Source organism: Natrinema sp. SYSU A 869 (genome assembly GCF_019879105.1).
In the GTDB taxonomy this organism is placed as follows: Archaea; Halobacteriota; Halobacteria; order Halobacteriales; family Natrialbaceae; genus Natrinema.
On the sequence record NZ_CP082249.1, the window covers coordinates 1,106,767 to 1,126,950 of the forward strand.

19 protein-coding genes and 1 pseudogene are annotated in these 20,184 nt (G+C 63.1%); 8 read left to right on the forward strand and 12 right to left on the reverse strand.

Going from position 1 to position 20,184, the window contains the following annotated elements:
• Positions 1-3 precede the first annotated feature (3 nt).
• Positions 4-171 (reverse strand): hypothetical protein, encoded by a 168-nt coding sequence (locus K6I40_RS13655; RefSeq protein WP_222919585.1) that lies wholly within the window; start codon positions 169-171, stop codon positions 4-6.
• Between the two features lie 218 nt (positions 172-389).
• On the opposite strand from K6I40_RS13655, the gene K6I40_RS13660 reads away from it, so the two are divergent.
• Entirely contained in the window at positions 390-551 is a 162-nt protein-coding gene (locus K6I40_RS13660) for a hypothetical protein (RefSeq protein ID WP_222919586.1), read from the forward strand.
• A gap of 87 nt (positions 552-638) precedes the next feature.
• Here the strand turns inward: K6I40_RS13660 and K6I40_RS13665 are convergent, their stop codons facing one another.
• Positions 639-1,799, reverse strand: a complete 1,161-nt coding sequence (locus K6I40_RS13665; protein ID WP_222919587.1) for a glutathione-independent formaldehyde dehydrogenase — start codon at positions 1,797-1,799, stop codon at positions 639-641.
• A 200-nt stretch (positions 1,800-1,999) separates the two neighbouring features.
• On the opposite strand from K6I40_RS13665, the gene K6I40_RS13670 reads away from it, so the two are divergent.
• Positions 2,000-2,419: a heme-binding protein gene (locus K6I40_RS13670; protein WP_222919588.1), complete on the forward strand. Its 420-nt coding sequence runs from the start codon at positions 2,000-2,002 to the stop codon at positions 2,417-2,419.
• 299 nt (positions 2,420-2,718) lie between these two features.
• Here K6I40_RS13670 and K6I40_RS13675 read toward each other — a convergent pair whose 3' ends face one another.
• The 3 genes and pseudogenes from K6I40_RS13675 to K6I40_RS13685 all read right to left on the reverse strand — a co-directional run bounded on the left by K6I40_RS13675 (position 2,719) and on the right by K6I40_RS13685 (position 6,638).
• A complete protein-coding gene (locus K6I40_RS13675; RefSeq protein WP_222919589.1) occupies positions 2,719-3,984 on the reverse strand; it encodes a plastocyanin/azurin family copper-binding protein in 1,266 nt (421 codons plus the stop codon).
• Between the two features lie 36 nt (positions 3,985-4,020).
• On the reverse strand, positions 4,021-5,730 hold the full coding sequence (locus K6I40_RS13680) for a PQQ-binding-like beta-propeller repeat protein (protein ID WP_222919590.1): 1,710 nt from the start codon (positions 5,728-5,730) through the stop codon (positions 4,021-4,023).
• Between the two features lie 6 nt (positions 5,731-5,736).
• Positions 5,737-6,638: pseudogene (locus K6I40_RS13685) on the reverse strand (hypothetical protein).
• Positions 6,639-6,903: 265 nt separating this feature from the next.
• Between K6I40_RS13685 and K6I40_RS13690 the strand changes: the two are divergent.
• Complete coding sequence (locus tag K6I40_RS13690; RefSeq protein ID WP_222919591.1) at positions 6,904-7,623, forward strand: helix-turn-helix domain-containing protein; 720 nt, start codon at positions 6,904-6,906, stop codon at positions 7,621-7,623.
• A 133-nt stretch (positions 7,624-7,756) separates the two neighbouring features.
• Here K6I40_RS13690 and K6I40_RS13695 read toward each other — a convergent pair whose 3' ends face one another.
• Positions 7,757-9,685 carry an aldehyde ferredoxin oxidoreductase family protein gene (locus K6I40_RS13695; protein WP_222919592.1) on the reverse strand — a complete coding sequence of 643 codons (1,929 nt, stop codon included), beginning with the start codon at positions 9,683-9,685 and terminating at the stop codon, positions 7,757-7,759.
• A 297-nt stretch (positions 9,686-9,982) separates the two neighbouring features.
• On the opposite strand from K6I40_RS13695, the gene K6I40_RS13700 reads away from it, so the two are divergent.
• Complete coding sequence (locus tag K6I40_RS13700) at positions 9,983-10,840, forward strand: hypothetical protein (RefSeq protein WP_222919593.1); 858 nt, start codon at positions 9,983-9,985, stop codon at positions 10,838-10,840.
• A 10-nt stretch (positions 10,841-10,850) separates the two neighbouring features.
• Here the strand turns inward: K6I40_RS13700 and fdhF are convergent, their stop codons facing one another.
• Positions 10,851-12,995 carry a formate dehydrogenase subunit alpha gene (gene fdhF / locus K6I40_RS13705; protein ID WP_222919594.1) on the reverse strand — a complete coding sequence of 715 codons (2,145 nt, stop codon included), beginning with the start codon at positions 12,993-12,995 and terminating at the stop codon, positions 10,851-10,853.
• A gap of 192 nt (positions 12,996-13,187) precedes the next feature.
• Here fdhF and K6I40_RS13710 point away from each other — a divergent pair, with 192 nt between their 5' ends.
• Together K6I40_RS13710 and K6I40_RS13715 are read left to right on the forward strand one after the other, a co-directional pair.
• Positions 13,188-13,754 (forward strand): hypothetical protein, encoded by a 567-nt coding sequence (locus tag K6I40_RS13710; RefSeq protein WP_222919595.1) that lies wholly within the window; start codon positions 13,188-13,190, stop codon positions 13,752-13,754.
• A gap of 58 nt (positions 13,755-13,812) precedes the next feature.
• Positions 13,813-14,457 (forward strand): molybdenum cofactor guanylyltransferase, encoded by a 645-nt coding sequence (locus K6I40_RS13715; protein WP_222919596.1) that lies wholly within the window; start codon positions 13,813-13,815, stop codon positions 14,455-14,457.
• A 186-nt stretch (positions 14,458-14,643) separates the two neighbouring features.
• Here K6I40_RS13715 and K6I40_RS13720 read toward each other — a convergent pair whose 3' ends face one another.
• The 5 genes from K6I40_RS13720 to yqeC form a co-directional block, all read right to left on the reverse strand.
• On the reverse strand, positions 14,644-15,066 hold the full coding sequence (locus K6I40_RS13720) for a plastocyanin/azurin family copper-binding protein (protein ID WP_222919597.1): 423 nt from the start codon (positions 15,064-15,066) through the stop codon (positions 14,644-14,646).
• Positions 15,067-15,095: 29 nt separating this feature from the next.
• Entirely contained in the window at positions 15,096-16,346 is a 1,251-nt protein-coding gene (locus K6I40_RS13725; protein ID WP_222919598.1) for a metal transporter, read from the reverse strand.
• Positions 16,347-17,111, reverse strand: a complete 765-nt coding sequence (locus K6I40_RS29005) for a multicopper oxidase domain-containing protein (RefSeq protein ID WP_345779444.1) — start codon at positions 17,109-17,111, stop codon at positions 16,347-16,349.
• Positions 17,096-17,608 (reverse strand): multicopper oxidase domain-containing protein, encoded by a 513-nt coding sequence (locus tag K6I40_RS28440; RefSeq protein ID WP_345779436.1) that lies wholly within the window; start codon positions 17,606-17,608, stop codon positions 17,096-17,098. The genes K6I40_RS29005 and K6I40_RS28440 overlap by 16 nt, the downstream gene beginning before the upstream one ends.
• A 539-nt stretch (positions 17,609-18,147) precedes the next feature.
• Positions 18,148-18,897, reverse strand: coding sequence for a selenium cofactor biosynthesis protein YqeC (yqeC, locus tag K6I40_RS13735; RefSeq protein ID WP_222919599.1), 750 nt, complete (start codon positions 18,895-18,897; stop codon positions 18,148-18,150).
• Positions 18,898-18,928: 31 nt separating this feature from the next.
• Here yqeC and K6I40_RS13740 point away from each other — a divergent pair, with 31 nt between their 5' ends.
• Positions 18,929-19,096 carry a hypothetical protein gene (locus tag K6I40_RS13740; protein ID WP_222919600.1) on the forward strand — a complete coding sequence of 56 codons (168 nt, stop codon included), beginning with the start codon at positions 18,929-18,931 and terminating at the stop codon, positions 19,094-19,096.
• Between the two features lie 122 nt (positions 19,097-19,218).
• Positions 19,219-20,181, forward strand: coding sequence for a ring-cleaving dioxygenase (locus K6I40_RS13745; protein ID WP_222919601.1), 963 nt, complete (start codon positions 19,219-19,221; stop codon positions 20,179-20,181).
• Positions 20,182-20,184 lie beyond the last annotated feature (3 nt).

Consider the following 20,184-nt stretch of genomic DNA (forward strand, 5'->3'; position numbering starts at 1 on the left):
CCGTTACGGCTTCGACGGTTCCAGTTGGTCACTGAGTTCTTCCCAGGACTCGTGAAAGCCGTGGGTCGACTGATCCACCGTCCGGTCCGGGAGGGCGTTCTGGTAAACATCGTCGTACTCGAGCAGCCGCGTCCAGCCGTCGTGCAGGGAGTAGCTGCAGTACTGGCACATACATCCGGCTACGTCGGTCGACGGTATACCGGTTTCTCCGATCGAGCACGTTCCAGTATCCCGGACGGCGATCGAGGCACGTTCCATTATCTCAGACGACGATCGAGGCTCACTCGGATCGGTCGCAAGCAACAGGGGGAAGTCACGGCGGCATCGAACGCGAGTGATAGCCGGATGTGCCGGAAGAATCATTTCGTTACCGGAGAGGGACGGTGAACATGACTCGACGGGGTGGATACATGCGAAACGCGACCGACACGATCGAACGGGACTGTGATCACTGCGAGTGGCACGCGGTTGCGGGATCGTACCCGGACCTGATCGAACAGTATCAGGATCATCTTCGCGACGAACACCCGACGGTGTGGCTGCGAAGCTGACGCTGGGGCTCGCTCGCGGATCGAGGTGAAGTACCGATCCGATCGGCCTGAATCGACGGAGACCGATCGGAAACGGCAGCGGGATGGCTACGGCTCGAGCAAGACCTTGATGACGCCTTCCTCGCGTTCGTCGAACTTTTCGTACATCTCCGGTGCGCGCTCGAGGTCAACGCGGTGGGAGACGACCCAGCTGGGGTCGGCGCGTCCCTCGATGATCATGTCTCGCAGCTCCCGGTTGTACTCCTTGACGTTACACTGGCCGGTGCCCAACTTCAGCCCCTTCTCGAAGAGTGTGCCGAAGTCGATACCGAGTCGGCCCTGGGCCGCCATCTCGTCGGGCGCGCCGGGGTCTGACGGGACGTACAGCCCCGGAACCCCGAGCTCGCCGGTCGGTCGGACAGCCTGGATGAGCTGGTTGAGCACGACTGCAGGGTTTTCGCGGGCCGGATCGTAGGCGTCGTCGCCCGGATCCGTCTCAGGGTCGATCGCTTGATAGCCCACGGCATCGACGCCAGTATCGACGCCGCCGCCGTGTGCGTCTTTGATCTGTTCGACGGGATCGCTCTCCTCGAAGTTGATCGGACGCGCGTCACAGTGGTCCTCGGCTAACTCGAGGCGGCTCTCCACGCGGTCGACAATGTAAATCTCGGAGGCACCCTGAATCTTGGCACTGTAGGCGGCCATCAGACCGACGGGGCCGGCCCCGAAAATTGCGATCGACTCACCGGGTTGCAGGTTCGCGAGCCGGGTGCCGTGCCACCCCGTCGGGAAGATGTCCGCGAGGAGCGAGAAGGCGTCCTCGTGCTCATCACCCTCCGGCAGCTTCAGCGCGTTGAAGTCGGCAAACGGCACTCGGAGTTTTTCGGCTTGGCCGCCCTTGTACGGCCCCATCGCGACGTACCCGTACGCACCGCCGGCGAAGCCCGGGTTGACGTTGGTACAGAAGCCGGTGTAGCCGTTCTCACAGTTTCGACAGAACCCGCAGGCCACGTTGAATGGCATCACGACACGGTCGCCCTCCTCGAGCGACGTGACGGCATCGCCAGTCTCGCTTACGATCCCCATGTTCTCGTGACCGAAGACGATCCCCGGGTCGGCCGAGGTTCGTCCCTCGTACATGTGGAGGTCCGAGCCACAGATGCACGTCGTCGTGATGTCGACGAGAATATCGTTTTCGTGTTCGATCTCGGGCTCCTCCACCTCCTCGACGGCCACGTCGTGCGGTCCCTGGTATACGACGGCGTCCATTGACATTTGGTATCAGACCTCAGTGAACAGACCACAAGCGCCGTTGTAAATGTTCGTGTGGATACCGACGATAACCAAGATGTTCACATCATCTGAGTGTGGATATGTATATCATATAGAACTCACATGTGGATATACCTGATATATGGAGATTTTCACAAAGGGTGTTTATAGCTCTCTAGAGTGTGGAACAAACTCGCATGGTAGACACAGTAAGCCTCGAAACGGCGAAGGAGGTCATTGACGCGGCTGAACAGCGAGCGGAAGAGATCGACAATCCCATGGTGATCACGGTCGCGAATTCCGAGGGCAACCTCATCGCCCAACACCGGATGGATGGTGCGTGGCTCGCGTCGGTCGATATTTCGCGGAACAAGGCCTACACGGCGGCCGCCCTGGACATGCCGACGGACGACTTGGCGGAGCCGACCCGGCCGGGCGAATCGCTGTACGGTCTGCAGAACACCAACCAAGGACGGATGGTCATCTTCGGCGGCGGCTACCCGCTGATGCGAGACGGTGACGTCGTCGGGTCGATCGGTGTGAGCGGGGGAGCGGTCGAGCAGGACATGGACGTCGCGGAATCCGGCGTCGACAGATTCGACGAACTCTCGTCGTAACGACCCGCTACGAGTACGGCGTCCGTCGCTATCCGACGCAAACGACGGACTATCGCGCCGAAACAGGCGGACTGGCTTTGTCGATGATGGTCCGGTCCGCTCGACGATCTCGCCGGCGGCCTCTCGCCGGACCGATCGGGGCACACTCCCTCCTCATCCTCGGCGTCAACTTCGACGACGGTGCGCGTCATCGACCCGAACAGCAGTGTCAACGGTGGATTCGATGACCGAGTCGGAACCGCTCCAAAGAAAACGAAGGCCCGCCGAACGGAGAAGCGACGTCGGTCGCCGTCGTCCGTTCAGTCTCCGTCCGTTCCGGCCGTCTCGTTACCGTCGACGGTGGCCGTCTCGTTACCACCGACGGTGGCCGTCTCGTTTCCGTTCGTACCGGTCGTCGCATCCTCGGGAGCGGTCGTCTCGCCGCCCCCACCGCTGACGCTGATCTCACCGAGCGCATCGAGTTGTGACTGGTCGAGATAGACGGCCATCGCTTCGTTAGCGACGAACTCGACGCTTTGGGTCGCACCTTCTTCGGCGGTGAAGTCCGATCGGAGGTACGTGTTCCACTGGTTCGTGTTGCCGCCGCTGGCGATCGCGAAGTTGTGGCCGGGGAGGGGTTCGTACGTTCTGTTCTCCGCCTCCGGTTGGAGGCGGCCGATCGTATTCTCCCACTCGACCGCGTAGGTTTCACCCGCCTCGAGTTCGAGCGTCGGGTTCGTCTCGTCGGCGATCGAGTCGGGCGATTGGCCGACCCACTGGCCCTCCTCGAGTTGCATGGAGTAGGTCTCGGTCGGCTCGCCGGGTTCGATAGGTGAGAGCGTCGCGACGAACTCTCTGTCGCTGCCGTCGATCGTCACCGTATCCGTAATCCGTTCGTGGCCGTAGGTCCAGATCTCGACGTCGTATTCGCCGTCCTCGAGTAGATCGAAGCGGGCCATCGCCTGTTCGTCCGATGTCTCCTCGGGCGGGGTCGGCCGAGCAGCGATGTTCGAGAACGAGTGTCGGTCGCCGATGAACACCTCCGCGCCGAGCGGCTCGCCGTTCTCGTCTTCGACGTGGATCACCAGTTCGTGAGCCTCGTCCGGGCTGATCAGTTCGACCGGGCCGCGCATCTGGGCCGGGTGCGGCGCACAGAAGTACTCCTCCATTCCCTCCTGTGGGGTGAACTCGAGGGAGGTTGTCGCTCCCTGTTCGGACACCGTCTCCGTCGACTCCAGTACCTCGCCGTCTCCGCTGACGGCGCTGCCGCTGGTGATGTTGAGGTTGTGGGTCGCGCCGTCGCCGTTCGTCCAGATGATTTCGTGCTGTTCGCCTTCGATCAACCGCAGCGTCGGGTTCGAGACGGCGTCGATGTCATGGGGGGAGACTCCCATCCAGCCGCCGACGATGCCGAGCAGCTGGAACGTCCGGCCCCCGCCGTCGTTCTGTGTGGCTGGAAGCAGGAAGTCGGTGTCGCGGTACGCGCTCGCGCTGCCGGCGGTCGCGGCCGTTCCGGCGAGCGCCGCCGTTCCCTGTAACAGCCTGCGGCGCGAAACGTCGTCGCGTGAACGTTGTTCGTTCGTCATCGTTGTGTGGTGTGTCAGTTGTAGGTTCAGTTGTTATCAGGCGCCCATCGAGAACACGGCGAGCGTGTCGCCGCGCGGTCCCTGTCGGAGCCAGCCGCTGCCGCCGACCTGCACGGCGACGTACTGCGTCTCTTCGCCTGGATCGTACCAGCTCATCGGCGACGCGCTGATCGGCACATCGAACTCGTGCTCCCAGAGGCGCTCGCCGCTCTCGCCGTCGTAGGCGACGAAGTTGCCGTTCTGGGTCCCGTTGAAGACGAGTCCGGTCGCGGTCGACAGCGAGCCGCCCCACATGTACCGTTCTTCCTCGCTCTCGATCCACTCGCGCCAGACGCGCTCACCCGTCGCCGGATCGACCGCCGCGAAGGCGGTGATCGACTCGTTCCACTCGTCGGGGAACTCGCTGGCCGGATCGTCGAGGTTGCCGCCCCAGTAGGGGTTGCCCTCGCTGTACTCCTCGTAGCGCCAGTAGAGGTCCTGCGGGTAGTTCTGGTGGACGACGTACACCAGTCCCGTCTCGGGGTTGTACGACGGCGGTTGCCAGTCGTTGCCACCCGGCGCACCGGGGACGAACGGAGTCCGTTCGTCCTCGCTGATGTGGGGGATCATCTCCCACATATTGATGTGCTGGCAGATCTCCTCGCTGCGCTCGTGGAGCTGGCCGGACTCGGCGTCCAGCATGTAGACCCAGCCGGTCTTGTCCGAGCCAGCGACCATATCCATCGTTCCGTCGTCGGTCTCCACGTCGCGGACGAGCACCCGCGGCGCGACCGCATCGTAGTCCCAGACGTCGTGCGGGCTGCTCTGGAACCCCCACTCCCACTCGCCGCTCTCGAGGTCCAGCGAGATGGTTCCGCAGGTAGGGAAGTTCGGTCCCGGCCGTACCGTCCCGTCGAAGTCGGGACCGGGATTTGCGACCGCCGTGTAGAGGACGCCGCGCTCCTCATCGATCGTCGGGGTCATCCAAGTCGTGCCACAGCCGTGCTCGCGGCTCGCGCCCACCCACTCGTCCTCCGGAAGCGTCTCGGTCTGCCACTGAATCTCGCCGCTCTCGGCGTCGAGGGCGGCCATGAACCCGAGGACGCCGTACTCGCCGCCGGCGCTACCCGTGTACAGCGTCCCGTCCCGGATCACCGGTGCCCACGTCGCGGAGTAGCCCTCCTCGTGATCGGCCGTGCTCGTATGCCAGACCTCCTCGCCGGTGTAGCGATCCAGTGCAGTGACTCCCGAATCGAGCGTCGTCATGTACACCTTGTCGCCGAGGACGGCGGCCCCGCGATTGTTGTCGTCACAGCAGAGTTCGACCCCGACCGGCGGCGCGTAGGTGTAACTCCAGAGGATCTCCCCCTCGCGAGGGTCGATCGCCTTCATGTGGTTCGGCCCGTTCGTCTGGTACATGATCGGCGGGTCACCCGGAATCACGATGGGCGTCCCCTCCATGCTCGAGCCCGTCCCGACCGACATCTCGTGCTCGAGCTCGAGGTCGCCGACGTTCTCGGGGGTGATGACGTCGGCAGTCGTGGCCCGGTGTTGTTCGTAGTTCCCGCCGTACATGAGCCACGACTCGGGATCGTCCCCGGTGTTGCTCAGCATCTCCTGGTCGACGTCGCCCTCCGGAATCCGGTCGGTGTTGTGCTGTTCGGTGATCGATTCGTCGGGTCCTCCGACCAGCGTATAACCGTCTTCGATTTCTTTGAGTTCGATGTCTCGTGCGGCCTGAACGGCCTTGTCGTTGCGTAATGCCATGCGTTATCACCTCAGTTCGCTCGGCGCGCGCATCTCGTCCGTAATGTAAAAGACGGAGTGGAGCAGCTCCTCCTGGCTGACGATCTGGACGGCTGAGCCCGCAGTGAGCGCTGCTGTCAGCTGTTCGTCCGTCAACTGTCCGTCGCCGGCGAGATCGCAGGCGGCGGTCGCCGAGACGAAGAGTCCGCCCAGCATCGCCTTGACGTACCTGACCGCGTCGTCGAGGATCTCGTCGGTGATCATCACTTCGTTTTGCCAGAGGTGCCTGTCGAGCCCCCGAATCCACAGCAATGCCCCCCCATCGCGCGCTGATGGAGCGGCGGGACGTTCGCCGTGTCGAACTCGACGCCATCGGGGATCTGATTCGACGGAACCCATCGGGCGAGTCGCTCGTCGTTGTTCGCGACGTCGATCAGTAACGACGTCTTCTCCGATTCCTCGAAACCGACATCATCGAGCGCTGACGACAGCGGATCCGCCAAAACCAGTTCGCGCGCCGTCGTCTCGATGTGGTCCGCCGTAAACCGCGGCAGGTTCTCGTCGAGACTCTCGAAGAACCCGACCTCGAGCAAGTGGTCATAGAGCCGCCAGCCCGGTGCTGCGGCCGCCGTATACGGTCCCGCTTCTCCGTTGGGGACGCCGGCATCGCGAACGGTCGGCAAGCGACCGATTTCGTCCGCGATGTTATCGCGTTCCCGCTCGAGCAAGTCGTGATCGAGCTGTCCGGCCAGATCGGTCCGAATCGCTTCGCCCCTCGAGGCGAATACCGATTCGGCCCGCGGCTCAATCTGGCCCGCGAGTAGCTCCCACGTTACCTCCCCACCGTCCGGCGCATCGACGCCGAGCGTTGTTGCCAGATCGCGGTGGTCCGCGACTGTCGTGTTCGATATAGTGAGTGTTTGATTCATGCTGACACCACGCATAGTACGCCACTATCGGATTTGATAATACTTATCAATGATATCCCGATGTATATGGACTATCTAAATGTATTTGGGTAAGGTAGAAATGAATGTCTACTTGGTGTCCATCATCAGTAGGAGAATGTAATTTTCACATAGTCTGGTTCGTTTCTCAGGACCGATACTCAGGCCCGTCGTCCGTTTCGAACGGGCTACCGGACCGTAGTGGTGCCCTTATGTCCGATACCGTTGATAGATAACACGACACACAATGCGTTCGCGGTCCCTCTGGGAACTCGACGAGGAGGACGACCCGCTCGTCAGTCGGCTCGCGGCTGGACTCGGCCGGACGCCGGCGCGACTCCTCGCGTACCTGCTCTTGCGAACCGACCGCGAGGACGACCCGACTACGAGCATCCATCTCCAGATCGGCACGGGAGTGGATCGAACGACGATCAACGAGGCGGTGACGCGACTCGAGGACCGCGATCTGGTCGAACGGACGACCGTTCGACCGTCGGATTCTGCCGGCGGGCGGCCGCGAACGGCATGGCTGCCGACCGCCGGCACCCAATGGACGCTCGAGGAAACGTACGACGGACACGCCGAGGCGTTGCTCGATCTCGCCGACGCGCTCCGGGAGCCTGAGTCGACGGGGCAGCGAGCGCGAAGTGCTAGCTCGTCGCCGTCCCCGCCGCTCGAGGTCGCCCTGAGTTGGCGGTCGAACGCCCTTCACCTGCCGTTCCACGCGGCGATCGCGGCGGCGTGGTACGACGCGTTCGACGTAGAGTCCCGAGATCGCGATTACGGGCCGACATCGTCGTATTCGATCCGCTCGAGCGGCTACAGCGTTCAAGAGAAATCCGTCAGAACCCGGGTCGTGGAAACGATCGACTCCATCGTCAGTCCACCAGCGGCGAGCCGAGAGAGAATCGCCCGTCCGCCGCTACAGCTACCATCGAGGACTATCACGGCGATCCCCCGCTGCTAGCGATCGAAACCGTCGCCACCAGTGCGAGATCCCGAAATCGGATCGCGAGATGGGCGGCCATCAGTCACGAGTTACGAACCACAATCACGAACTGCAAAATCGATCGAGAGCGAGGCGCGAGGCGAGTACGCCGTCAATCGTCGCCTGCCGCGGGCGCACCGCCCTCGCTGCTGACGCCCGTTCCGGGTCCGACTTCGATCTCGAGTTCGTCGAGTTTCTCGTCGGGGACGATGCCGTCGACCCAGCCACGGTAGTCGTAATACTCCGCCTTCATCTCATCGAGTTCGCAGTACTCGCCCTCGCTGGCACCCTGGCCGCGGATGCCGTCCTCGAGGAAGCGTGCTGGGAGCGAGTCGTCACTGCCGTCGAAGCCGTTGAGGTTGTTGTAGTAGCGCTCTAAGTTGTAGACTCGTTCGCCGGCCTCGAGGAGTTCCTCCTCGGTGACGTCGCGTCCGGTCATGCCGTTGTACTGGAGAACGTACTCCTCGATCCCCTCCGCGAAGGCGTTGAACTTGCAGATATCGAAGGAGTCGCTGATGGCGTGGAGATCCTGGAACTGGGCAGTGAGTTCGCCCTTGCCCTCCCACTCGTAGGGATCGACCTTCTCCGGGATCCCGAGGATCTCTGCGGCAGGGGTGTAGCCGCGCAGGTGGCAGGCCCCGCGGTTCGAGGTGGCGTAACCGATGCCCATGCCCTTCATGCAGCGTGGGTCGTAAGCGGCGATGGTCTCGCCTTTCACGTCCAGTCGGCTGTCGTGGGCGTCGAACGCCTCGCCGATCCGTTCTGCACCCTGACCCAGCGTGTGTGCGAGATCGTCTTCGCGGTGGGCGATCCGCTCGATCATGTCGATCATCTGCTCGGGGTCGCCCCAGTCGATCTCTTCGTCGATGTACCCCTTCTCGCTCATCTCCATGGCCATTGCGAGGATGTTGCCCGTATCGATGGTGTCCATGCCGAAGTCGTTACACCGATCGATCATGACCGCGATCTTGTCGCGGTCGTCGTTCGCGGAGTTGGTCCCGAGCGCCCAGGCGGACTCGTACTCGAAGGACTCCATGCGAACGTTCATCTCCTCGCCCTTGTGCATGGTCTGGACCTCGACCTCCTTCTTGCAGGCGACCGGGCAGGAGTGACAGGTCGGTTCGTCGACAAGGATGTTCTCCCGGACGTTCTCACCGCTGATGCGCTCGGCGTCGAGATCGTGCGGTCGGTCCGCTTCGCCCTCGTTGTAGGAATCGCCGGAGGTGTAGACGCCGTTTTTCGTCGGGTGCCCGTCCATCTCCTCGGTGATGTTCATGAGGACGTTCGTCCCGTACATCGAGAGGCCGCCCTCGTTGGGCGCGGTGACCTCCGACTCCTGAATGGCCTGCATCGCCTGCATGTGGCCCTCCTTGAAGGTCTCCGAATCGGCCGGCTTCGGCATCTTCGTCCCAGATTTGACGACGACCGCCTTGAGATTCTTCGAGCCGGCGACACAGCCCGTGCCGCCGCGTCCCGAGGCGCGGTCGTCCTCGTTCATGATGTTACCGTATCGGACGAGGTTCTCGCCTGCGGTCCCGATCCCCATGATACTCAGATTCTTGCCGTAGGAGCCGTCGACCTCCTCTTCGATCGTATCACGGGTCTCGTGGAACCCCTTCCCCCAGAGGTGGGAGGCGTCTCGAAGTTCGACCTCCCCGTCCTCGACGTAGGCGTAGACGGGTTCGTCGGCCTGCCCTTCGAACAGCAACCCGTCGAAGCCAGCCCACTTGAGCCGGGCACCGGACCACCCGCCGTGGTGGCTGTCGGTGACAGTGCCAGTCAGTGGCGACTTCGTACAGATAGCAATTCGGCCGCTCATCGTGACCTGCGTCCCCGACAACGGGCCGTTCATGAACGCTAGCAGGTTGTCGGGTCCGAGCGGATCGACGTCCGGCCCCTGATCGAAGACGTACTTCACCCCGAGTCCCCGCGCGCCGATATACTTCTTCGCGTCTTCGTCTGGGATCGACTCGTACGCGACCTCCCCATCCGAGAGATCGATTCGTGCGACGCGGTCCTGGAAACCGCCAAGTTCAGTCATGGTTCCTCTAACTCGTTCTCTTTGTGTCGAGTCGTGTTAATTGTTACCACAAACCAATAACGGACGACCATTTCGTTCACTAACATTACCATTTTTACGATATTCGTTTGACTATACTGGGTCACGAATGAGGAAACGAACCCACCCAGACGGTCAGCGACGCGAGGACTCGGTTCGGACGGCCGACAATCGGCGCGATCGGCCATCGGTTCGAGGCCGATCGTCACGTGCTCGATGAGCGTGTGCGAGCGAGGGCGTTTTTTCACCGTTCGGAGCGTACTATCACAGCGATCGCCGGTGATCGACATCCCCGATGCACTCGTACGGCTCGAGCAACCAGAATACACCGGTGCGAACCGGTGTCTCCCGTGTACGGCGGTAAACGTCATCATCGCGCTCGCTCTTGCAGCCGGTCTCGGCGTCGCGGTCTCGGCTCTCGCCGGCACGCTGGCGTTTGCAGTCTCGCTGGTGCTCATCGGTCTCCGGGGCTACCTGATCCCAGGTACTCCGACGATCACCCGGCGATACCTTCCCGAGCGCGTGCTCGAGAGGTTCGGCAAGTCGACGGAGGCGGGCCCGACGATCGAGACGGTATCGCCCGAAGAACTGACAACCGTCCTGATCGCCGCCGGTATCCTGACCGATCAGGGGGACGAGATCCGACTGGCCGCCGCGTTCGAAACGCGGTGGGACGACCGACTCGCAAACGATGGCGCGGCCGACTCAAGCACGGATGAGATCGAATCGATGCTCGGCGCGACCGAGGTCGACCGTCTCGACGAGACTTCGTTCGTCCTCGACGGGCAGAAGCAGGTTCGATGGGAATCGTCCGCGGCACTCATAGCGGACGTGGCCGCAGCACCCGGACTCCGAACCCGAATCGACGGCTGGACCGAACTCGAGGTCGACGAACGACGCGACCTCCTGACGGGACTGCGACTGGTACGTGACCGCTGTCCGGTCTGTGGCAGCGAGCTGCTGACGACCGCAGAGCGACTCGAGCACTGCTGTCGACGGCCCCGAATCGGGATTCGATCCGTCTGCGAGGGCTGTGACCGACCGCTGGTTGAACTCGTCGTGTCCGAGTCGAGCGCCGATCCCTGGCTCGAACTGGCCGGAGTGACGGCCGCGAACGGCCAGGTGTCTCGGCCGTAGGCACGGCGGCTCAGTCGTCGTCGGCCGCCGGATCGGCGGTCTCGCCGAGGGGTTCGATATCGACATCGATCTCCGCAGCGGCGGCCTTGTACTCGGGGATCTTCGACCGCTCGTCGAGGACGTGATTCGTGAGCTTGTTCGCCGACGCGGCGGCGAAGTGCGGCGTCGTCCAGACGACGCCCTCCTTGGTGTCCTCGGTCACGTGGGCCTCGAGCGTGATCTCCCCGCGCCGGGAGCGGAGTCGGACGTACTCGTCGTCTTCGATCCCGTAGCGCTCTGCGTCGGCGGGGTGGACGTCGACGAAGTTCTCCGGCGTTTGCTTGTTGAGCGTCGGCGATCGCGTGCTCATCGTCCCGGTGTTGTAGTGTTCCTCGAGGCGCGCCGTCGTGAGGATCAGCGGGTACTCGTCGTCGGGCGTCTCGGCTGGCGGCTGGTGGGCGACGCCCTCGATGTGGCCCCGTCCGCTCTCGGTGTCGAACTCGTGCTCGTAGAGGAACGGATCACCTTCGTCGCCGGGTTCGTAGCAGGGCCAGTGCAGTCCTTCCTCACCGAGCAGGTCGTACGTCATTCCGTGGTAGCTCGGACAGACCTGCCGGAGCTCCTCGAAGATTTCCTCGGGGTCCTCGAAGTCGAAACCACCGGGGCCGAACAGACGCGTTCCGATCTCGCTCAGAATCTCGCGGTCGTGTTTCGTGTTCTCGTGGACTTTCCCCACGCCGCGCATCCGCTGGACGCGACGGTCGGTGTTGGTGACGGTGCCGCCGCGCTCGGCCCAGGTTGTGGCAGGGAGGATGACATCGGCGTACTCCGCGGTTTCGGTCGGGAAGATATCTTGGACGACCGTGAACTCGAGGTCTGCGAGCCGTTCCGCGACCTCGTTGGCGTCGGGCTCGCTCATCACTGGGTTCTCGCCCATGACGTAGAGGCCCTTGATCGAATCGCCTGCCTCGTAGGAGATTTCGACGTTCGTCAGGCCGGGCTCGTCCGGGATTTCGAAGCCCCAGACTTCCTCGACGGCTTCACGGGCCTCGTCATCGTCGACGAGCTGGTAGCCCGGCAGGACGTTCGGCATCGCACCGACGTCACAGGTCCCCTGCACGTTGTTCTGACCGCGCAGCGGATTGACGCCCGTGCCGGGCCGGCCGAGGTTACCCGTGATCAGCGCCAGATTGATCTCGTTTTGTACATTGTCGACGCCGCAGGCGTGCTGGCTCATCCCCATCCCGGTGAAGATGGCCGCGTTGTTTGCCATCGCGTACTTCTCCGCCGCCAGTTCGATCTCCTCCAGTGGCACGCCGCACTCCTCGGCGGCGGCCTCCTTGTCGAAGTCCTCGAGCGTCTCTTTGAGGTGGTTGAACCCTTCCGTGCGTTCCTCGATGAATTCCTCGTCGATCCAGCCCTCGTCGGGGTTTTCCTCGTGGTTCTCAAGGACCGTCTTGAGGACGATATTCAACAGCGGGATGTCGGTGCCGGGGTTCAACTGGAGGTGCTGGTGACGGTCGGTGTCGTCGATCTGGAACGACCGCGATGTCTTGTTGGCGTGTGGATCGACCTGAATGACCGTCGCCCCCTCCAGTACTGCCTGCCGGAAGTACTGGCTGTTTGCGATGGGATGTTGCTCGCCAGGGTTCGCCCCCTGAATCCAGAACACGTCGGCCTCCTCGCGGAGGTCGCGCATGCTGTTGGTCATCGCCCCCGCACCCAGACTTGTCCGCAGCGCCCAGACCGTTGAGGCGTGACACATCCGCGTGCAGTTGTCGACGTTGTTGGTCCCGTAGCGGCGGGCCAGTTTCTGAAGGAGGTAGTTCTCCTCGTTCATCACCTTCGAGGAGCCGAAAAAGCCCATCGCGTCCGGACCATACTCCTCGTGGATCCGCTCGAGTTCGCTGACGATGTACTCGTAGGCCTCCTCCCAGGTGGCCTCGCGGAACTCGCCGTCCTCCTTGATCAGCGGATCGGTGAGTCGGTCCTCGTGGTCGACGACTTCCGTCGCCGCCCCGCCTTTGATGCAGATGCGGCCCTCGTTGACCGGGGCCTCACCCCACGGCATGAATCGGACGTCGCCGGGTTCCTCGCCTGGCTGTACCTTGATTCCACAGCCGACACCGCAGTACGGACAGATCGTCTTGACTGGTTCTTGCTGATCACTGGACATTGGTCTCCTCCAGGTATCGCACCCGTTAGTCGAATCAAACTACCTGCATATGCATGATACTTTCTACCACATGAACGGTATGTAGCCGCGAGCGACGGGTTGAGCGACCGGATCGACCAAATACTGGCGGCGTCGGCCGAGACCAACGCGGTGGGGTAACGCTGACGACCATGCGTGTAAAACCCTCGAACGATGGTGCTCACGCGTTCGCTCGTGAACTCTCGGGCTCACGAGTATCGGGAGCAGGAACCCCTGTACGCCGTAGAAGAGGAACAACTCGAGACGCTCCCGTCGGCGTTCACGTCGGGCGAGTACGGCCGGCGGGACGCGGTCTGGGTCGTCAGATGGTACTACCGACGATTCCTCGGGGACTACCCTGACGACGAGCGACGGGACGCGGAGGAGCGGTTCCGGAACAACGACGTCGAGGCCGTCCGAGACGCCATCGCCGACGCCGTCGACGCGAGCGACGCCGCCGCGGGAGTTGACTCGCTGACCACTCTCGAGGCTGTCGACGTGCCCGTCGCCTCGGCGTTCCTCATGTTTATCGACCCCGAGGAATACGTCGTCGTCGGCCCTCGAGAGTGGTCGGCACTCCGGGAGGCCGGCGAACTCTCCCGGCCATATCCCGATCCGCCGTCCGTTTCGCAGTACGAGACCTATCTCGAGTGCTGCCGCTCGCTTGCAGCCCGCTTTGATTGCGATCTGTGGACGTTGTACCGGGCGCTCTGGCGGCTATCGGAATACGCGACCGAGTAGGACTATGACCCGGGTGTTCGACCAGAAGTTTTTGGTATCGCTGGACGAACGGTCGACCATGAACCGCGAAACTGGCCGAGACGAGCGCACGGGGGTCGTCCTCGCAGGCGGTCACTCGACCCGCTTCGGTGATGACGACAAGGCCGTCGCCGACCTCGCCGGAACACCGATGATCCGCCACGTCGCCGACCGGATCGAGCCCGTCGTCGACGACCTGGTCGTCAACTGCCGCGAAGCGCAGGTCCCGGCGATCCGCAGGGCACTCGAGGGCGGACCCAACGCCTCGTTCGCAACCGATCCAATCCCCGACCGCGGGCCGATGGCGGGAATCATGACCGGGCTTCGAGCAGCCGCGGGCGAGTACGCTCTCGTCGTCGCCTGCGACATGCCGTTCGTCGATCCCGCCCTCGTCGACCACCTCTTCGACCGAGCGGCCGGCCACGAGGCCGCGGTTCCGCGGCTCGACGACCAGTGGTTCCAGACCACCCAAGCCGTCTACCGGGCCGAGCCGATGATCGACGCCTGTGAGCGCGCCCTCGAGCGCGACGAGCGAAAAATCGTCGAACCACTGTTCGACCTCGACTACGTCGTCGTCGACGAGGACGAGATTCGCGACCACGCAGCGCTCGAGACCTTCGAGAACATCAACACCCGCGAGGAGGTCGAGGACGCGACTGAGCGGCTTCAAGAGGACCGAACGTAACGCCGATTACGTCCGGCTGTCACCGCTCGAGGACGTCCACACTGCCGGTACAATCGGGGTGTCCCCATCGGTTCGGTGCACTACGACTCCACCGGGGCAGCCGTAAGTCCACTGCCGCCGCTGCGACGAAGCACAGCGCGTTGCTCTCGTCGATTCTGCCTCTCCGTGCCTGACGCGTGTCCAGAGCTACTCGACCTGAACCGTCCCGACCATCCCGGAACTCTCGTGGGGAATACAGTAGTATTCGTACGTTCCGGGTACCTCGAATGTCCGCTCGTACTCGGAATTCGGCGAGAAGAGGCCCGCTGTCACGTTATTTCTCGCGGCACGCTCGGACTCGAAGCCCCCGCTTGCGAAGTACGCGGCATCGTCCGGGAGCTCGGCTTCGGAAGCGGTGACCGTGTGATCGACGTTGCTCGTGTTCTCCCAGATCACGGTCCGGTCGGTTCCGATCGTCATCACCGCCGGATCGAACCCGAAATCACCGGTCATCGTGACGGTCCGATCGGTCGACGACCGCCTGTTCAGACACCCGGCGGTACCGATCGTCGCAAGCGCGGCACCGCTGAGACGTAAGATCGTCCGCCGATCACAGCAGTCGGATGGCATTGGATACGATGGATGAAACGTGGGTCGTGTTAGATCGCGACGAAGAGATCGGTCGCGTACATCACGCCGAAGCCGATCAGGAAGGCCAGCAGATTTGTGGCGCTTCCGACGCGTCCACCCGCGTCACGAACCATCCGTGCGATCTCCCAGTCGACCTGGAGGATCGCACCGACACCGATCGCGAGGAAGAACGCACCGACCGTCGGCGAGTAGGCGAGGCTCCCGATCCATCCGCCGAGGATGACGGGTGCGCCGGCGAGGAGACCGAGTGCCACGAAGTGCCACCAGGCCGGGCGCTCGTCGCGCGCGACCGGCGCAACGACGGCCGGCCCTTCGGTCACGTTGTGGAGCATGAACCCGATGACGAGGAACGCACCGAGCGAGACGCGACCGAGCGCGAACGAACTCCCGATGGCGAGTCCCTCCGCGAGGTTGTGTAAGCCAATTCCAAGCGCCACCAGATACGCGACCCAGAGACCGCTGCTCGCTCGACTGTCACCGGCGGCGGCGCGTCCCTCCCGCCACGAACTGATCGACTGGACGAGTAACAGGGCACCAAGAATGCCGGAGACGACCAGGAGGTTGCCTTCGTAGGCACCCGGGATTCGCTCGGCGAGTTCGAACGCCTCGAACCCGGCGTCGAACGCAAGGAAGCCGAGCACGCCGGTGGCAAACAAGAGAACGGCGTGCAAAGTGCGGTCACTCATCGTCCGGATGTACGGGAACCAGAGCATTCCGAGCGCGACCGGAATCACCCCGACGAACAGTCCGATGAGCGCCAGCGTCCACAGGACGTCAGCGCTGAATCCGGGCGTCTGCTGGGGTGCTTCGATATCGTGACCGATCGTCGTGCCGTCCGAGAGCACGAGATCGACTTCGAGATCCCAGCCCGGGTTCCAGTGATACGGAACAGTGACGCGTGCGCTTTCTCGCGGCTCGAGCGTCCGGTCACCACCAGCGCCCTCGACGCGGAAGTCCCAGTAGGCCTCGTCGACGAGGACCTGAGAGATCGTCACTTCCTCCGGGCCGTTGTTCGTGACGTGCAGGACGACGGTGTCATCACTCGGCAGCGTGGTGTGAGTGACCGTCACGTCGGGGAGCGGTTCACCGCTCTGTACCCCTGCGAGGGGAGAGGTGAACACGAACGCGCCCAAGACGAGTACGAGCAACACGATCGGGAGCAACGCGGTGACCCATCGTGGGACGCCGAATGGCTGCCCGAGCTCGTTCTCGGCCGTTACGCCTCCGTCCGTCGTCGTCTCTCGTCGGTTATCCGCCATTTAAACCACCTCGAAGAAGCTCATCCAGCCGAGTTCGGCGAACTCCGACTGGTGAGCGTGGAACATGTACAGCCCCGGTTCGTGATCGGAGTAGTCGAGTTCGATGATACCCCGCTGCGCCTGCGTCTGCATGATAGTGTCGACGGTCTGTCGCGTCGGCAACAATGTCGTTCCGTGGTCGTAGTACTCGAAGAACTGCGAGTGGGTGTGGAAGGAATTGATGGGGTCGAACTCCGTCGTGTTCACGAGATACACCCGCTGACGTTCGTTCTTGTCGATCTGGATGGGGTGTTTCGTCTCGCCAGCCTTCCAGTCGCCGTTCCCGTCGGTCTCGCCGACACCGTAGGCGAAGGCCCGCGTGTTCGCGGCGTACACCTCGTTTTCGCCGTCGAAGTCGGTGTCGAACGAGTTCATCACGATCACCAGCTCGTTGACGGCGTCGTTCTCGGCGTACTCGTGGTTGCGCGTCCTGGCTTCGGTGACCAGGTCATCGACCATCGTGTCGGTGATCTGGCTCGGATGATCGGTCACGTAGTCGGCCGGGGTATTCCTGACTCGTTCGGGATCCGGGTCGACGATGATCGTGCCGTAAAGGCCTCGATGGATGTGCTCTTTTAACGGCAGCGAGTGGCAGTGATAGAAGTGCACGCCGGCGGGCTGTGCAATCCACTCGTAGGTGTACGACTCGCCGGTCTCGAGCACGCCGGGTCCGTTCTGGGGGATCCCGTCCATTTCGGGGTTGAGATTCTTCAGGTGAGGATGAATCGTGTGGGCGTGCCGCCCGAGGTTTCGAACGTGACTCGAATGAGATCACCCTCGACGGCGCGGATCGTCGGCCCCGGCACCTGCCCGTTGAACGCCCAGGCTTCGAACTCGATGCCGGGTGCGATCGTGATCGTCGTGTCGACTGCGGTGAACTCGAACTCTCGAACGGTTCGACCGTCCTCCTCGTAAACCCGCTGTGGGACGGTGTCCTGACCGCCGTCCCCGGTGTTGAACGTAGTCAGGAACTCGTGGGGATCGAAATTCGCATCGCGATATTCGTCGACGGCACCGAATGTACCGTGTTCGTCCTCGTCATCGTGACCGGAATTGGCACCCGCCTGTGTGCTCCCGATCCCGATAGCTGCACTCCCGGCGATCCCCAGCCCGCCGAGCACCGTTCGTCGGCTGACGTCCGGCTTCTCACCGACTGCCTCGACGAGTCGCTCCTCGAGCTGTTCTGTCAGTTCAGCTGCGCTGTTATAATCTATCGATGGCATTTTCTCGTTTCCAACCTGGGAACTCGACTGTTCACGTTCGGGTGTTAGACAACCTTCTATATTAATTTGACGCGTCTAAACCTAGGTTGAGTCTAATCGAAAGTAGGGGCTGGTAAAATTCCAGATGGGAAGTAGCGGATGACGTCCTCGACGGGACAGCTCCTTCGTTACTACTGGTCACTGACGATGTATCAGTGCGTATGCATTCGGCGGTAGCAGAGGTTTTCACCCGCTCGGCTGATTCTTCGCGGAAGGAATCGGTCGCTTTGAGCGACTCATCGTGGTGTCACTTGAACCCACTATAATTAGACGGGGCTAAACCTATGTTTCGGTCCTGATCCCCCGCTTGACGCAGGCGGGGAATTCGAACCCGGATCAGCCTCGCTGAAAGACCGGCCCATCCGTGTCTCGTGAGAGATTCCGGCCGACAACCCCGTTTTCGAACGATGAAATGCGATTGCACTCGCGATCGAGGCGGAGCGGATCGGCTCGAGGAAACAATCCGACTCCGGTCCTCGAACCGTGACACGAGTCGGAGACTAGTTCTCGAGGACGTCGACCACCGGTTCCTCCGCGACCATCCGCGTCAAAACGACTCGCCTCACGGCCGGCGCTCGCTCGAGTACCTCCGTCCCAATCTCTGCGGCGACGTCCCGCAGATCGTCGTCGTCGACCTTGTTGAGCAGCGGGACGACCGTCGCCCCCGCCGGCACGCTCTTCAGTCCGCCGCGCTCGCTCGCGAGCACGCGGGCCACGTCGACAGGGCGGATCGTGTCACCGCGATCGAGTCCGGTGATCGCCGTCACTCGCTCCGGTCGGTGAACGTGCTCGGCTGAGAGCGGCTTGCCGACGGCCTGAACGCTCGCGATCGGGACCACGGTGTCGACGCGCCGGGGGAGTTGTGGTTCGCGCTCGTTGGGAGCCTTGAACTCCCGCGTCCGCGCACCGTCGGCCTTGACGAGGACGAGATCGGCGACGTCGGCCGCCGCGAGGTCGTCGACGACCGCGGGGTCGTATCCCACGTACCGGTCTTCCCCCTCCCGTTCCGGGACGACGCCGACCGGCCATTCGTCCGCTTGCTCGAGCGCCGCGACCGGGTCGTCTGTCACGGTGACCGCCTCGACGTGCCGGTCGAAGATGGGGATTCGAACCGTCGCCGTCACGACCGCTCGCAGGGAGTGGCTGCGAGCGGCCCGCGTGGCCAGCGTATAGAGCGTCGTCTTCTTGCCGCCCGCACCGACGACCGCGACGACGCCGGACTCGGCTCGAAGCGCTTCGAGGACGTTCATAACGGTACTACCACGGATTCACGCTAATCATTTGGGTCGATCCGGTGATGCGGGCCGGTCGATGCTCGAGGGGACGCGGTCACAGCCTGAGGATCTCCCGCGCTCGCGCCGGCGTCGCGACCTCTCAGCCCAGTTCCTCGGCGACGCGACGTCCTGTTACGCCCGTGGGGTGTTAACAGTCGTTTCCATCGAGCGGTGAGTTGCGTCTCGAGTCGCGGATATGTGAAGTCGACCGCGGCTGATTTGAGGCGGTAACCTTCGTGTCCCCGGGTGACGCGGACGCGAGCAAACGATTCAAGCAGTGGATCCCTAGCGACAGTAATGTCACCGAACACGCCCGGACTCCACCACGTGACCGCAATCGCCGGCGACCCCCAGAAAAACGCCGACTTCTACGTTGGGACTCTTGGACTGCGATTCGTTAAGCAGACCGTCAATCACGACGATACGGGTACCGATCACTTCTACTTCGGCGACGGCGAGGGGTCGCCCGGCACGAACATCACCTTCTTCCCGTGGGCAGATCAGGGTCGGCAGGGCCGATTCGGTGCCGGCCAGACGCAGACGACCGCCTACGGGATTCCCACGGATTCGGTTGACTACTGGCGCGACCGCCTCGAGTCGAACGGCATCGAATTCGAGGACGAAGAACGGTTCGACGAGACTGTCCTCCGGATTTCGGACCCAGACGGGATCGAACTCGAACTGGTAGCGGCTACAGACGCCGCGTTCGACGCGACGCCGTGGGAGGACGGCCCCGTTCCGACCGAGTACCAGCTACGGGGTTTCTACAACGTCACGCTGGCCGTCGACGACTACGGCCCCACCGAGACGATCCTGACCGACGTCCTCGGCTATGAACTCGAGGTCAACGTCGACGGCCGTCATCGCTACCGGAGCGCGACCGGCGGCCCCGGTTCGATCGTCGACCTCGTCGAGACCGACGCCGGCCGCGGGCAGATGGGCGTCGGAACCGTCCACCACATCGCGTTCAAAGCCGAGAGCGTCGAAGAGCAAGAGCAGTGGCGCAAGGCCTTCGCCGATGCGGGACTCGCTCCGTCGGCGGTTATCGACCGGAAGTACTTCCAGTCGATCTACACGCGCGGCCCCGGCGGCATCCTCTTCGAGATGGCGACGACCGGCCCCGGCTTCACGGAAGACGAGGCCCTCGAGGAACTCGGCTCGCGGCTCACACTCCCGGAGCGACTCGAGGACGAGCGCGAGCAAATCGAGGCGCAGTTGCCAGAGTTCGACGGCCCGAACGTCGCATCCGGCGAGGACTGAGTC